A 13,468-nucleotide genomic window follows, 5' to 3' on the forward strand; every position below is an offset into this window, starting at 1 on the left:
CCCCGAGACCTCAGGAGCGGCGTGACCACGCAGGACATGCTCGACGAGCGCTACGGCCGGCGGCGTTCTCCGGCGCGACGCTGGATCATCGGCGCCGGCGTCGCGCTCGCGGCGGCTGCCGTCGCGCTCTTCGGCTGGACGACGGTGCAGGGGACGCTCGCGGCCGTCGACGCCGACACGACGTCGTTCGAGATCGCCGACGGACACTCCGTCACCCTCGGGTTCCAGATCTCCGCTCCCGTGGGGGCGGCGGTGGCCTGCGCCCTCGAGGCGCAGGACGAGGAGCACGGCGTCGTGGGCTGGCGGGTCGTGGAGCTGCCGGCATCCGACCTCCCCGCCCGCGCGTTCCGCGAGGTGATCCCCACCACCGCACCCGCGACGACGGGTTTCGTGAACTCGTGCTGGGTTTTGTCCTGATCGGCAACCTGTCGTAGTCTGACGGGAGATCATCCATTCGCGCCCTGGCCCGTGAGCCGGGGCGTTCGGTTTATGTCCCGTCGCGCTTCGCGCCGACGGGCGCTACGAAGGAGTCAGCCGTGTCCGATGCACCCGTGACCTTCCTCACCCAGGACGCGTACGACCGCCTGGCGGCCGAGCTCGAGCACCTCTCGACGACCGGCCGCGAGGAGATCGCCAAGCGCATCGAGGCCGCGCGCGAAGAGGGCGACCTCAAGGAGAACGGCGGCTATCACGCCGCGAAGGACGAGCAGGGCAAGCAGGAGGCGCGCATCCGCACGCTGCAGCAGCTGCTGAAGACGGCCAAGGTCGGCGAGGCACCCGAGAGCAGCGGCGTCGTCGAGCCCGGCACCGTCGTGACGGCCGTCATCGCCGGCGGCGAAGAGGTGTTCCTCCTCGGCAACCGCGAGATCGCCGTGGGCTCCGAGCTCGACGTCTACAGCGAGGCGTCCCCCCTCGGCACCGCGATCCTCGGCCGCAGGGAAGGCGAGAAGACCTCGTACACCGCGCCCAACGGTCGCGAGATCGCCGTCGAGATCGTCAAGGTCGAGACCTACAACGGGCAGTGACTCCGCGGGCCGGCCGGCGGACCCGGCCGGTCAGTCGTGCACGACGGTCGGCATGTAGCCGGCGTCCTCCAGCACCGAGATGACGTGCGCGCGGTGCTCCTCCCCGCGCGTCTCGACGCTCAGCTGCAGGATCACCTCGCTGATCTGCAGCCCCTGGCCGTGACGCGTGTGGAGCACCTCGATGACGTTCGCCCCGGCGATCGCCAGCAGCTCCGACACGCGCGCGAGCTGGCCGGGCCGATCGGGCAGCGGGATCCGCAGGGTCATGTAGCGGCCGGATGCCGAGAGACCGTGCGCGACGACGCGCTGCAGCAGCAGCGGGTCGATGTTTCCGCCGGACAGCACGGTCACCGTGGGGCCGTGCGCCACCACCTTCCCCGCGAGGATCGCGGCCACGCCGACGGCGCCCGCGGGCTCCACCACCTGCTTCGCCCGCTCCAGCAGCACCAGCAGGGCACGGGCGATGTCGTCCTCCGAGACGGTCACGATCTCGTCGACGTACTCGCGGATGATCTCGAACGGCAGGTCGCCGGGGCGCGCCACGGCGATGCCGTCGGCGATCGTCGGAGACGTCGGGACCTCGAGCGGATGCCCCGCCGCCAGCGACGCCGGGTAGGCGGCCGAGTTCTCCGCCTGCACGCCGATGACGCGCACGGTGCGGCCTTCGGCGGCGGCTCGCGCCTTGACGGCCGCGGCAACGCCGGCGATCAGCCCTCCCCCGCCGATGCCGAGCACGACGGTGTCGAGGTCGGGAAGCTCGTCCATCAGCTCGAGCCCGAGCGTGCCCTGCCCCGCGATCACGTCGGGGTGGTCGAACGGGTGAATGAACACGGCGCCGGTGCGCTGCGCGAACTCGGCGGCCAGGCGCAGCGGCGTCTCGACCGTCGCGCCCTCCAGCACCACGTCGGCGCCGTACCCGCGGGTGGCCAGGAGCTTGGGCACCGGGACGCCGAGCGGCATGAAGATCGTCGCGTGGATGCCGAGCGCTTTCGCCGCCAGCGCCACGCCCTGCGCGTGGTTGCCCGCCGAGGCGGCGACGACGCCGCGCGCGCGCTCCTCGGCGGTCAGCCGCGACAGGCGGTAGGTCGCGCCGCGGATCTTGAACGACCCGGTGCGCTGCAGGTTCTCGAGCTTCAGGTGCACGGGCACGCCGAGGACATCGGAGAGGTGCTGCGACTCGTCGAGCGGCGTGTGGGCGATGACCCCCTCGAGGGTGGCCGCGGCATCCGCGAAGTCCTTCAGGGTGGGCGCCGGCGATCGCAGCGCCGCCGCGGCGGGCGGCAGCCCGTCGGCGCGCTCGGTGTGGTCGGCGGATGGCATGGCAGTGGTCACTTGCGGACTCTCCTCGGCCGGGGGACGGTGCTCCAGATGAGGTCTCCGGTGGGCTTGGCGCCGGTCTCCCACGCGCGTTCGCCGAGATACACGGCGACGACGTTGACGAAAGCTGCGAGCGGGACGGCGAACAACGCCCCCGGGATGCCGGCGATCATGGCACCGCCGGCGACGACCAGCACGACGGCGAGCGGGTGCACCTTCACGGCCGAGCCCATGAGCAGCGGCTGCAGGACGTGACCCTCGAGCTGCTGGACGCCGAGGACGACGACGAGCATCCACAGCGCGATCCACGGCCCGTTGTACACCAGCGCGAGGAAGACCGCGACGGCGCCCGTGACGACGGCACCCACGATGGGCACGAACGCGCCGAGGAAGACCAGCACGGCGACGGGGATCGCGAGCGGCACTCCGAGCAGCGCGGCGCCGAGGCCGATGCCCACGGCGTCGATGGTCGCGACCAGCAGCTGCGTGCGCGCGTAGTTGACCACCGTGATCCAGCCCGCCCGGCCTGCGCCGTCCGCGGCGGGACGGGCCTTCTTGGGGAAGAGCTTGAGCGTCCACCGCCAGATCCCGGCGCCATCCGCGAGCAGCGTCAGCAGGATGAACAGCGCGAGGATCCCACCCGTGGCCACGTGGCCGATGGTGGTGCCGAGGGCGAGGGCACCCGACCACAGCACCCCCGCCTGCTCCTGCGCCAGCGCCGACCCCTGGGTCAGCAGATCGTCGATCTGCTCGGCGCTGAGGTGCAGCGGCCCGTCGATGAGGTACTGCCGGAACTGGGCCATCGCCGCGACGGTGCTCTCCTGCACCGAGCCCCACTGCCGCACGACCTGCCATCCCACCAGCCACAGCAGCCCCGCCACGATGGCGAGGGTGCCCAGGACCGAGAGGACGATCGCGAGCCAACGCGGCACGCGGTGCCGCAGCATCCAGGTGAAGGCGGGCCACAGCAGCGCGGTGACGAGGATCGCCACCAGCAGCGGGATGACGAGGAGCTTCAGCTGGATGACCAGCCACACGGCGACGCCGATCGCCGCGGCGACGACGATCAGTCGCCACGAATATGCGGTCGCGATGCGCAGACCGCGCGGGACGGCGGCGGACGTGTCGGTGGTGACGATCCGGCTGCGATCGCGCACGGCGTCGAACAGAGAGCCGCGTGGCTTGTCGTCGGAGCCGCTCATCCGCCCAGTCTAGGCGCGTCGCATTCCGTGCCGGTGATGAAGCGGACCGGGCGATGTCGGCGGCTCTGGCTAGGCTGACGCGCGTGAAGTCGTCGCTGAGCGCCGCCGAGGCGCGCCGGGTCTCGCTCGCCGCCCAGGGCTTCGACCGCGCGCGCCCCGCCGCGGCCGGCACCCGCCAGCTCAACCTCGCGCTCGCGAGGATGTCGACGCTGCAGATCGACTCGGTGAACGTCTTCGCCCGCTCCCACTACATGCCGCTGTTCTCGCGGGTGGGCAGCTACGACACCGCCGCCCTCGACCGGCTCCTCTTTGCCCGGCGCTCCCCCTACGTGGAGTACTGGGCGCACGTCGCCGCTTTCGTGCCCGCCGCCGACTGGGGCCTGTTCCACTTCCGCATGCAGGATCTGCGGGCCAAGTACGGCTCGAAGCCCGGCGGGTGGTTCGACACGCATCGCGACCTGGTGGACTGGGTCCGCGCCGAGCTCGCCGATCGCGGCCCGCTGCGCCCGGCGCAGATCGAGCACGACGTCAAGAAGGGCGCGCGCGGGCCGTGGTGGGACTGGGACGTCGTCAAGCACGCGCTGGAGTACCTGTGGCTGTTCGGCGAGGTCGCGATCGCCGGTCGCCGGGGCTTCGAGCGCCGGTACGCCCTCGCGGAGGATGTGATCCCTCGGGAGGTGCTCGAGGCTCCCGTGCCGCGTGACGAGGCCGTCCGCGAGCTCGTCCGGCGCGCCGCGCGCGCCTGTGGGGTCTCCACGGCTGCCGATGTCGCCGATTACTGGCGCATCGCCGACCGCAAGGCGGTGACCGCCGCGCTGCACGAGCTCACCGACGCCGGTGAGCTGCATCCCGTGACGGTCGAGGGCTGGACGACGGCGGGACGGCCCTCGCGCGCCTGGCTCCACCGCGATGCGACGGTGCCGCGACGCATCGATGCCGCGGCGATCCTGACGCCGTTCGACCCCGTGGTGTGGTTCCGCGACCGCGCGGAGCGCCTCTTCGACTTCGAGTACCGCATCGAGATCTACACACCCGCACCCCAGCGCCGCTACGGCTACTACTCTCTGCCCGTCCTGATCGGCGACGACATCGTCGGGCGCGTCGACCTCAAGGCCGATCGCCCGGCCTCCCGCCTCCTGGTGCAGTCCGCATGGTGGGAGCACGGACGCCCGGCAGAGGCGGCGGCGCGGCTGGCCGACGAGCTCCGGCTCGCCGCCGCCTGGCAGGGGCTCGAGACCATCTCGATCTCGCACTGGGGCGACGCGACCGACGATCTCGCCCGCGCCCTGCCCGAGGCGACCCGTCACGAGTCCGGCTCCCGGGAGGCCGTGGCGCTCGCCGCCGACGAGCCCGACGGCCTCGACGCCGCGGGTGGGGACGGCCTCGCGAGCTGACATCGGATGCGGACGCCCGGCGTCGCCGTCGGGTCGGCGTCCGGGCTCACGGCCGCGCAGGCCCGGACACCTCCAGTCCCAGCCAGCGTGCGAGCTCGCTGACCTGCGCGTCCACGGCGTCGCGCACGGCGTCGGTGAACGGCTCGTCCTCATGCACCGCCTGCACGCGGAAGACACCGGCCTTGCGATCGGCCTTCGCGTCGAGCTTCCCCACGAACCGGTCCCCGTGCAGGATCGGCACCGCGAAGTACCCCCAGCGCCGCTTCGCCGCGGGCTTGTACATCTCGAGGAAGTACTCGTAGCCGAAGATCTCGTCCAGCCGCCGCCGGTCGAACACCAGCCGGTCGAACGGCGACAGCAGAGCCGTCCGCGGCGAGAACCCCTCGAGTGCGTCGAGCGCTGCAGGGTCGACACGCCATGTGCCGGCGACGCCGTCGACGACCGCCTCCTCGCCGACCGCACCCACGTCGATCGGCTCGAAGGGCTGTGCGACGCCCTTCGCCCGGGCGATGCCGAGCGACCTCAGCCGGCGCTCGGCGCGCTCACGCGCCGCCTCGTGCTCGTCGAGCACCGGAACGTCGGGCGGATACACCCGGTCGGCGACGTCGAAGAGCCGGCCGCCGGAGTCGCGGGAGTGCACCGCCACGTCGCCGCAGAGCACCAGCATCTCGAGCAGCTGCATCGAGTTGCGGTTGTCCGTCCACCCCGACGAGCGCCACGACACCTGCGCCGTGTCGGGGATCTCGGCCGCCCGCAGCGGCCCCTCGCTGCGGAGCCGCGCGAGCACCTCACGCCGGAACCGGTCGTTCGCGGCGAGCCACTGTCGGGCCTGGGCCGACTCGGGCCGCCGCCGCATCTCGGGCAGCAGCAGGGCGAGGTCGGTCATGGCGCGGTAGAACCCGCCCCACTCGAAGATCGCCCGGTCCTCCTCGACGAGCCTGACGAGGTCCGCCGGCTGGTACGGCCACCCCAGCCTGCTCCACAGGATGAGGTCCGCGCTCGGCGCGACCGCCGCCGTCGGCTCGATGTTCACGACCGTGAGCGCGTCGACGGTCTCGACGATGCCCGACGGCCGGTCCGCGCTCAGCAGCTGCGCCTGGACCGCGATGCGGCGCGCCTCGCCGCGGGTGAGCTGGAGTGTCACACGCCCGACGCTACCGGCGGGCGCGGACAGTGAGATCTGGATACGCGGGAGATCTCGATACGCTCGTTCCTCGCGACCCGCCTCGACTCAGAACTGCACGCGCGGGGGCTCGGAGATCGCGGCGCCGTCGATGACCTCGAAGAACTCCCGCTCGTGGAAGCCCAGGTTGCGGGCGAACATGTTGTTCGGGAAGACCTTGATCTTGGTGTTCAGCTCGCGCACGCCGCCGTTGTAGAAGCGGCGCGAGGCCTGGATCTTGTCTTCCGTGTCGACGATCGACTGCTGCAGCTGCAGGAAGTTCTGGCTCGCCTGCAGCTGCGGGTAGGCCTCGGCGACGGCGAACAGCGACTTCAGCGCCTGCTGCATGCGGCCCTCCGCGGCCCCCGCCTCGGCGGGCCCGGAGGCCGAGAGCGTATCGGCGCGGGCCTGCGTCACCCGCTCGAACACCGCCTTCTCGTGGGTCGCATAGCCCTTCACCGACTCGATCAGGTTGGGCAGCAGGTCGGCTCGCCGCTTGAGCTGCACCGTGATGTCGCTCCAGGCCTCGTCGACGCGCACGTTCAGCTGCACCAGCGAGTTGTACGTCGCCCACAGATAGATGCCGACGATGACGGCGAGCGCCACCACGATGAGGACTGGGATCAGCCATTCCATTGCCGGGGCTCCGTTCGGTAGTGCACTCATACTATCGACGCGGGTCCACCGCATAACGGGCCCGGCCTGGGACTCTCAGCCGTTACCCACCGAGAACCCGTTCGAGATATCGGTTGCGGAAGACCCGCTCCGGGTCGAGGCGGTCGCGCAGTTCCACGAAGGCGTCGAAGCGCGGGTACCGCGGCCGCAGCGCGTCGGCGTCCAGGGTGTGCATCTTGCCCCAGTGCGGCCGCCCGTCGAAGCGGAGCATGATCTCCTCCACCGCCTCGAAGTACTCGGCCGGGTCCTCACGCCAGTACCGGTGCACCGCGATGTACGCGGACGCGCGGTCGTGCGCGGTGGACAGCCAGCGGTCGTCGGGCGCCGCGAAGCGGACCTCCACCGGGAACCCGACCCGCCAGCCGCGTGCGTCGATGAGAGCGCGCACCGCCTCGAACGCGGGGCGGACGTTCGCGACCGGCAGCGCGTACTCCATCTCGCGGAAGCGCACCGACCGACGCGTGGCGAAGACGCGGGCCGAGGCATCCGTGAACTCGCGATTCCCCCAGATCCGCGCGGACACCCGGTTGATCGGGGGCACCAGCGGCGGCACCGCGGCGCCCGCCGCGCACGCGACGCGATGGAGGCCGCCGCCGACGAGGACGTCGTCGACCCACTTGCCGACCCGCGGGAGCGGATGCCGCGGCGCGCTCTCGGGCAGGCGGATGTTGGTCTTGGTCATCGCCCGGTCGGTGTGGGGGAACCAGTAGAACTCGAAGTGATCGACGCCGGCGACGCGGTCCTCCAAGCCCGCGATCACCTCATCGAGGGGCTCGGGCTGATCCACCGCATGGAGCACGAAGGCGGGAACGCACTGCAGCGTGACCTCGACGAGGATGCCCAGCGCACCCAGCCCGAGCGCCACGGCCGGGACGAGCTCGGGGTTCTCGTCCTCGTCCACGCGCAGGAGATCCCCCGTCGCCGTCACGAGAGTCGCCCCGACCACCTGGGCGGCGATGCCCCCGAACCGCGCGCCGGTGCCGTGCGTGCCGGTCGAGACGGCGCCGGCGATCGACTGCCGGTCGATGTCGCCGAGGTTCTCCATCGCGAGGCTGTAGCGCGCGAGGAGGCCCGGAATGCGGTGCAGCCGGGTGCCGGCGAGGAGCGTCACCCGGGCGCGCTCGACGTCGACGGCGACGAGGCCGCTGAGGTCCGCGAGCTCCAGCAGCACCCCGGGGGCGACGGCGATGCCGCTGAAGCTGTGACCGGCGCCCACTGCCTTGACCGGCAGTCGCTGGGCCGCGGCGGCGGCGACGGCGCGCTGCACCGCCGCGACCGTGCGCGGATACTCCACGCGCTGGGGCCTCACCGCCTCGGTGCGCGCCCAGTTGCGCCATGTCCCGCCCGGACGCGTCACAGGAACACCTTCCCCTCACCGCGGTACGTCGGCAGGTCGGCGACGACGGCCCCGCCGTCGACGACGTGGTAGCGGTCGACGTGCTCGGCCGGCTCACCGCTCTTGGCGTGGCGGAACCACACGCGGTCCCCGACGCGCAGGTCTCGTGCCGCGTCGCCGCGCAGCGGCGTCTGCACCTCGCCGGCGCCCTCGCGCGGGGCCATGCGCAGCCCCTCCGGCCACACCGCTCGCGGCTGTCGTGACGCCAGCGCCGGGCCTGAGGCGATCCAGCCCCCGCCGAGCACCGTCGCGACGTCGGGCGCGGGCTTGCGCACCACGTCGAGGGCGAACGCGGCCGCCGGCGCCGGATGGAAGGCGCGGTATCCGTCGAACAGGTGGCCCGCGAGCAGCCCGCTGCCGGCGGTCACCTCGGTGACGGACTGATCGGATGCCGTGCGCTCCAGCGAGCCGGTGCCTCCGCCGTTGACGAACTCGAGCGGGGCGATGTCGCGCAGCCCTGCGACGATCGAGGCGCGGCGGTCGAGCAGCTCGGCCGCCGAGCGCCGCTGCATCCACCGGATCACGGCGTCGCCGGCGCCGGTGGCGTCGCCCTGCCCGGCGATCTGCGCCTCGTACATCATCAGCCCGACGAGCCGGAACCCCGGACGCGCCGCGATCGAACGCGCGAGCGCCGCCACCTCCGACGCCTCGTGCACGGGCGAGCGGAGGACGCCGATGTGACCCAGCCCCGACGCTCGCCACGACGCATCGGCGTCTATCGCGACGCGCAGCTCGGGGCGCGCGCCGGGAGCGGCCACGGCGTCGACGAGGTCGAGCTGCGCGAGGTCGTCCACCATGAGCGTGACCCGGGCCGCCGCGCGCTCGTCGGCGGCGAGCGCCGCGATCGCCGCGCGGTCGGCCGTCGGGTACCCGAGCACGATGTCGTCATGCGTGTCTGCCAGCCACAGGGCCTCCGGCAGCGTGTACGCGAGGATGCCGCGGTACCCGGGGAGGGCGAGGACGGCGTCCAGCACCTCGCGGACGCGCACCGACTTGGTGGCGACACGGATCGGCACGCCTCCCGCGCGCACGACGAGGTCCAGCGCGTTGTACCGGAGTGCGCCGGCGTGGACGGCGGCGACCGGACCGCTGACGTCGGCCACCGCGCCGGTCATCTCGCCCCAGTACGCGGCGGGACGACTCCACGGCTTCGCCGCCGGGGACGTGGACAGCAGGTCGAGACTCAACGGGCTCGGCTCCGGTGCGCGCGCATCGCCCCAGCCTACGATGAGCCGCGGTGAGCGCGCAGACCGGGTCGGTACCCCCGGTGGGATTCGAACCCACACTTGGGCGAGTTTAAGTCGCCTGCCTCTGCCGGTTGGGCTACGGGGGCGATCGCGGGAACGCGGATGCCGCAGGCTCATCCTCTCAGACGAGCCTGCGGCATCCGTTCCACATCAGTTCGCGGCGACCTTGCCGGCGTCGGCGGCAGCCTTGGCCGGAGTCTTGCGGGCCGGCGCCTTGCGAGCGGGCGCGGCGGCCGGCGTCTCGGCGGGGGCCGCCTCGACCGGCTGCGGCGGACGCGGACGCGCGGCGAACTCCTCGAAGACATAGCGGGGGTTCTGGACGGTCGACAGGTTCACCAGGTCGCGGCCCAGCCAGAAGTTGTTCCACCAGCCCCACAGCACGCGCCACTTGCGCTCCCACGAGGGCATCGCCAGGCCGTGGTAGCCGCGGTGGGCGAGCCACGCGATCGGGCCCTTCAGGGCGAGGTTGCCCGACTGGAAGACGCCCACCCACAGGCCCAGGCCTGCGACGGCGCCGAGGTTCTTGTGGAGGTACTCGCGCGGAAGCTCGCCCCGCAGCACCGCGACGAGGTTCTTCGCGAGGAGCTTCGCCTGACGCACCGCATGCTGGGCGTTGGGCACGCAGTAGCCGCCCACGCCGCCGCCGCTGAGGTCGGGAACGGCCGAGACGTCACCGGCCGCCCAGGCGCCCTCGACGATCTCCTCCTCGGTGCCCACGCGCAGGTCGGCGCGGGTGCGGATGCGTCCGCGCTCCTCGACCGGCAGGTCGCCGCCGCGCACCACCGTCGGGTTGGCCATGACGCCCGCCGTCCAGATGATGAGGTCGCTGGGGATCGTCTCGCCGGTGGAGAGCTCGATGTTGCCGCCCACGGCGCCGGTGACCTGCGTGTCGAGGTGCACCGAGGCGCCGCGCTGGGCGAGGTTCTTCAGCACCCACTCGCTGGTCTTGAGCGAGACCTCGGGCATGATGCGCCCCATGGCCTCGATGAGGTGGAAGTGGGTGTCGCTGAACGTCAGCTGCGGGTAGCTCTTGACCAGCGCGGAGGCGAGCGAGCGCAGCTCGGCGAACACCTCGATGCCCGCGAAGCCGCCGCCGACCACGACGACCGTCAGCAGCCGGTCGCGCTCGGGGCCGGGAGGCAGTGTCGAGGCCTTGTCGAAGTTCGACATCAGGCGGTCGCGGATGGCGACGGCCTCCTCGATGGTCTTCAGGCCGATCGCGTTGTCGGCGATGCCGGGGATCGGGAAGGTGCGCGAGACGGCGCCGGCGGTGACGACGATCTGGTCGTACTCGAACTCGTACGGCTCGCCCGCGATGGGGGTGATGGTGGCGACCTTGTTCGCGTGGTTGATGCCGGTGACCTTGGCGGCCACGACGGTCGTCTTCTTGAGGTGGCGACGCAGCGCCACGACGGAGTGACGCGCTTCGATGGAGCCGGCCGCGACCTCCGGGAGGAAGGGCTGGTAGGTCATGTAGGGCAGCGGGTCGACGATCGTCACGTCCGCTTCGCCCTTGCGCAGATGCTTCTCGAGCTTCCAGGCCGTGTAGAAGCCTGCGTATCCGCCACCGACGATGAGGATCTTGGGCACGGTGTTGGTCACGGTTTGGAGTACTCCTCCTGTGTCAGCGGCTCGGCGCGCGGGACGCCAATCGGATGCGTCGGACAGCAGCGGTGACGCCGAGCGCCACCAGTATAGCCGCCGCCGTGAGCATGGTGAGCGGAAGGGTGCCGTACAGCACGGTGTTCCGGTCGGGCAGGAGCGGCGACGACAGCCTGGTGGGCGCGTCCGGTTCGGGCAGGGCCGGCACGGGGGCGCTGGCCTGCGGCTCCTCCGTGACCGGCTCCGCCGGGGCCCGCCGGTACAGCCTCACCCAGTCCGCGAGGCTTCCCATCGGGTTGGCGGTGACGGCCGCCACGTCGGCGGCGACGGCGGCCGCGGCATCCACCAGTCCGAAGCCGTAGAGCAGGCGCGACTCATCGGTGTCGCCCACGGGCTCGGCCGTCTTGACGATGCGGTTGATGACGTTCGCCGCGTCGAGGTCGGGATGGGCGGCCCTGACGAGCGCCGCGATGCCGGCGACGATCGGCGCGGCGCCGCTCGTGCCGTTCCACGAGACCAGTGTCGAGTCCGCCGACACGCCGATGAGCTCTTCGCTGGGCGCGGACACCCCGATCGTGATGCCCTGCGTCGAGGCATCGACGCTCGCCCTGCCGGAGCGGTCGACGCCGCCGACGGTCAGCACGCCCGGGATCGTCGCGGGCGCTCCCACCTTGGTCGTGCCGCTTCCTCGGTTGCCGGCGGCGACGACGATGACGACGTCGTTCTCGAAGGCGTAGAGGAACGCGTCGTCCCAGCTCTCGGGCCAGTCCGGGACGTTCGTGGTCAGCGACATGTTGATGACGTCGGCGCCGTTGTCGACCGACCACCGGATCGCGTCGGCGATCTGGTCCGAGAACGGCCGCGTGGCCGACGAGCCGAAGGCGACCGACACCGAGAGCAGCTGCGCCTCGGGCGCCACGCCGACCATGCCGGTGTCCGGTCCCGTTCCACGGCCGGCTGCGAGCGAGGCGACCCAGCTGCCGTGGTCGGCGTCGACGGCGCCCACGGGCGTGCGCCCGTCAGGCGAGCCGGCGCCGGAGACATCCGTGCCGCCGACCACCGCACCGGTGAACTCGATCGGCCCGCGGCCGATGCCGGTGTCGATCACGGCGATCTTCACGCCGGCGCCGCGGGTCGTCTCCCACGCCTTCTCGATGCCGTAATCGTCGAGCCAGTACTCGGCGGCCCGGACCGGATCCTCGTCGGCCGGCGCGGCGATCGCGGCCGCGGGGGCGGCCGTGAAGAGTGTGAGCGTCATCGCGGTGGAGGCGATGGCACCGACGAGGCGACGCATCATCCGCCGGATCCCGGCTGGGTGCACACGCAACGCTGCGGAGACCAGGACGACATCGCGAGGGCCCGGTCCCCGATCGGATTGACCCCGGGACCGGCGGCGAGCGCGTGGCCGGCGAGCGCGTGCAGGCACTTCACGCGCGTCGGCATGCCGCCCGCGGAGATGCCCTCGATCTCCTCGACGGCGCCGTACGCCGCGCGGTCGCCGAGATACGCCTCGTGCGCCAGGCGATAGGCCTCGGCCACCTCGTCGTCGCCGGCGAGCACATCCGAGAGCTCCCGCATCACGTGGTCGGCCTCGAGCATCGACATCGCCGCCGTCGCCGCCGGGTGGGTGAGGTAGTAGAACGTCGGGAATGGCGTCCCGTCCGGCAGTCGCGGCGACGTCGCGACGACGGTCGGGTTGCCGCACACGCAACGCGCCGCGATCCCCACCACACCGCGGGCGGGTCGTCCGAGCTGCTCGCGGAGCACGGCGAGATCGGCGTCGCTGACAGGGGGGAACGGCGGGGTCGTCACGATTCCAGGCTAGCGGCGCCGCCTGGCAGGGCGCTGGACCGCGCCCGCCCGCGGGCGGATGCCGCAGCCGGCTGCGCTCACGGCGACGGCGTCGTCGCGGGCTCCGGGTCGGGGACGCCCACCGTCAGGGGCGCCACGGTCTGGGCGAGCCCGGCCTCGGCGACCGATCGCACGAGCTGCGACATCCAGTCCGCGCGTGCGGCCTCGAGCTCCTCGCTCACCGGCTCCTGCTCCTGCGGCTCGAGCTCGGGCGGCAGGTCGTCGTCGACGAGGTAGACCACCTCCCCCGGCTTGACGTAGTACAGCCGCTCGCGAGCCTGCGTGGTGATGTAGGCGGGATCCTGCCACCGCTCGCGCTGAGACTCCAGCTCCTCCACCTCGTCGCGGCTGACCTGGACCGCCTCCTCGAGCGCGGCGATCCGCTGGCGCTGATCGACATACGTGCCGATCGTGGGCACCAGCACGAAGGCGGCGAGCACCACGAGGCCCATCATGATCACCATGAAGCCCGAGAGCCGGATGCCGCCCAGCCACGCGCGCACGTCGACCGGGGCCCGGCCGCCCACCGGACGACGGCGCGCGGCCGGTGCCTGCCGGGTACGGGAAGGGGGAGCCGTCGTCTTTCCCACGGCTCCC

The 13,468-nt window shown here is 72.4% G+C and carries 13 protein-coding genes and 1 tRNA gene; 3 read left to right on the plus strand and 11 right to left on the minus strand.

Annotated features, from left to right (window positions below; translation table 11 throughout):
- The first annotated feature begins 21 nt into the window (after nucleotides 1–21).
- Complete coding sequence (locus V6R91_RS18775; RefSeq protein WP_336396440.1) at nucleotides 22–417, plus strand: DUF4307 domain-containing protein; 396 nt, start codon at nucleotides 22–24, stop codon at nucleotides 415–417.
- 119 nt (nucleotides 418–536) lie between these two features.
- The gene (gene greA, locus V6R91_RS18780) at nucleotides 537–1,025 is read left to right on the plus strand and encodes a transcription elongation factor GreA (protein ID WP_336396441.1); all 489 of its coding nucleotides are present in this window, start codon (nucleotides 537–539) and stop codon (nucleotides 1,023–1,025) included.
- Nucleotides 1,026–1,055: 30 nt separating this feature from the next.
- Here the strand turns inward: greA and ilvA are convergent, their stop codons facing one another.
- Both ilvA and V6R91_RS18790 read right to left on the minus strand, forming a co-directional pair.
- Nucleotides 1,056–2,345: a threonine ammonia-lyase gene (gene ilvA / locus V6R91_RS18785; RefSeq protein WP_442928157.1), complete on the minus strand. Its 1,290-nt coding sequence runs from the start codon at nucleotides 2,343–2,345 to the stop codon at nucleotides 1,056–1,058.
- 8 nt (nucleotides 2,346–2,353) lie between these two features.
- On the minus strand, nucleotides 2,354–3,544 hold the full coding sequence (locus tag V6R91_RS18790; protein WP_336396443.1) for an AI-2E family transporter: 1,191 nt from the start codon (nucleotides 3,542–3,544) through the stop codon (nucleotides 2,354–2,356).
- 83 nt (nucleotides 3,545–3,627) lie between these two features.
- Here V6R91_RS18790 and V6R91_RS18795 point away from each other — a divergent pair, with 83 nt between their 5' ends.
- Nucleotides 3,628–4,938, plus strand: a complete 1,311-nt coding sequence (locus V6R91_RS18795; RefSeq protein WP_336396444.1) for a winged helix-turn-helix domain-containing protein — start codon at nucleotides 3,628–3,630, stop codon at nucleotides 4,936–4,938.
- Nucleotides 4,939–4,984: 46 nt separating this feature from the next.
- Here V6R91_RS18795 and V6R91_RS18800 read toward each other — a convergent pair whose 3' ends face one another.
- The 9 genes from V6R91_RS18800 to V6R91_RS18840 all read right to left on the minus strand — a co-directional run bounded on the left by V6R91_RS18800 (nucleotide 4,985) and on the right by V6R91_RS18840 (nucleotide 13,461).
- Nucleotides 4,985–6,082, minus strand: coding sequence for a DNA glycosylase AlkZ-like family protein (locus tag V6R91_RS18800; RefSeq protein WP_336396445.1), 1,098 nt, complete (start codon nucleotides 6,080–6,082; stop codon nucleotides 4,985–4,987).
- 87 nt (nucleotides 6,083–6,169) lie between these two features.
- Nucleotides 6,170–6,736, minus strand: coding sequence for a LemA family protein (locus V6R91_RS18805; RefSeq protein WP_336396446.1), 567 nt, complete (start codon nucleotides 6,734–6,736; stop codon nucleotides 6,170–6,172).
- 82 nt (nucleotides 6,737–6,818) lie between these two features.
- Complete coding sequence (locus V6R91_RS18810; RefSeq protein WP_336396447.1) at nucleotides 6,819–8,132, minus strand: D-arabinono-1,4-lactone oxidase; 1,314 nt, start codon at nucleotides 8,130–8,132, stop codon at nucleotides 6,819–6,821.
- Complete coding sequence (locus V6R91_RS18815; protein WP_336396448.1) at nucleotides 8,129–9,358, minus strand: alanine racemase; 1,230 nt, start codon at nucleotides 9,356–9,358, stop codon at nucleotides 8,129–8,131. The genes V6R91_RS18810 and V6R91_RS18815 overlap by 4 nt, the downstream gene beginning before the upstream one ends.
- A gap of 72 nt (nucleotides 9,359–9,430) precedes the next feature.
- Nucleotides 9,431–9,504: transfer RNA gene (locus V6R91_RS18820), tRNA-Leu, on the minus strand.
- Between the two features lie 64 nt (nucleotides 9,505–9,568).
- Nucleotides 9,569–11,008, minus strand: a complete 1,440-nt coding sequence (locus V6R91_RS18825; protein ID WP_336396764.1) for an NAD(P)/FAD-dependent oxidoreductase — start codon at nucleotides 11,006–11,008, stop codon at nucleotides 9,569–9,571.
- 34 nt (nucleotides 11,009–11,042) lie between these two features.
- The gene (locus tag V6R91_RS18830; RefSeq protein WP_336396449.1) at nucleotides 11,043–12,278 is read right to left on the minus strand and encodes a S8 family peptidase; all 1,236 of its coding nucleotides are present in this window, start codon (nucleotides 12,276–12,278) and stop codon (nucleotides 11,043–11,045) included.
- A gap of 35 nt (nucleotides 12,279–12,313) precedes the next feature.
- Nucleotides 12,314–12,832: a DUF501 domain-containing protein gene (locus V6R91_RS18835; protein WP_336396450.1), complete on the minus strand. Its 519-nt coding sequence runs from the start codon at nucleotides 12,830–12,832 to the stop codon at nucleotides 12,314–12,316.
- 77 nt (nucleotides 12,833–12,909) lie between these two features.
- Nucleotides 12,910–13,461 (minus strand): FtsB family cell division protein, encoded by a 552-nt coding sequence (locus V6R91_RS18840; RefSeq protein WP_336396451.1) that lies wholly within the window; start codon nucleotides 13,459–13,461, stop codon nucleotides 12,910–12,912.
- Between the last annotated feature and the right edge of the window lie 7 nt (nucleotides 13,462–13,468).

It is taken from the genome of Microbacterium sp. CCNWLW41 (genome assembly GCF_037083505.1).

Bases quoted from the DNA above. Each gene is read 5' to 3' on its own strand.
- V6R91_RS18790 (WP_336396443.1), bottom strand. From the start codon at position 3,544: ATGAGCGGCTCCGACGACAAGCCACGCGGCTCTCTGTTCGACGCCGTG.
- V6R91_RS18830 (WP_336396449.1), bottom strand. From the start codon at position 12,278: ATGACGCTCACACTCTTCACGGCCGCCCCCGCGGCCGCGATCGCCGCG.
- ilvA (WP_442928157.1), bottom strand. From the start codon at position 2,345: ATGCCATCCGCCGACCACACCGAGCGCGCCGACGGGCTGCCGCCCGCC.
- V6R91_RS18805 (WP_336396446.1), bottom strand. From the start codon at position 6,736: ATGGAATGGCTGATCCCAGTCCTCATCGTGGTGGCGCTCGCCGTCATC.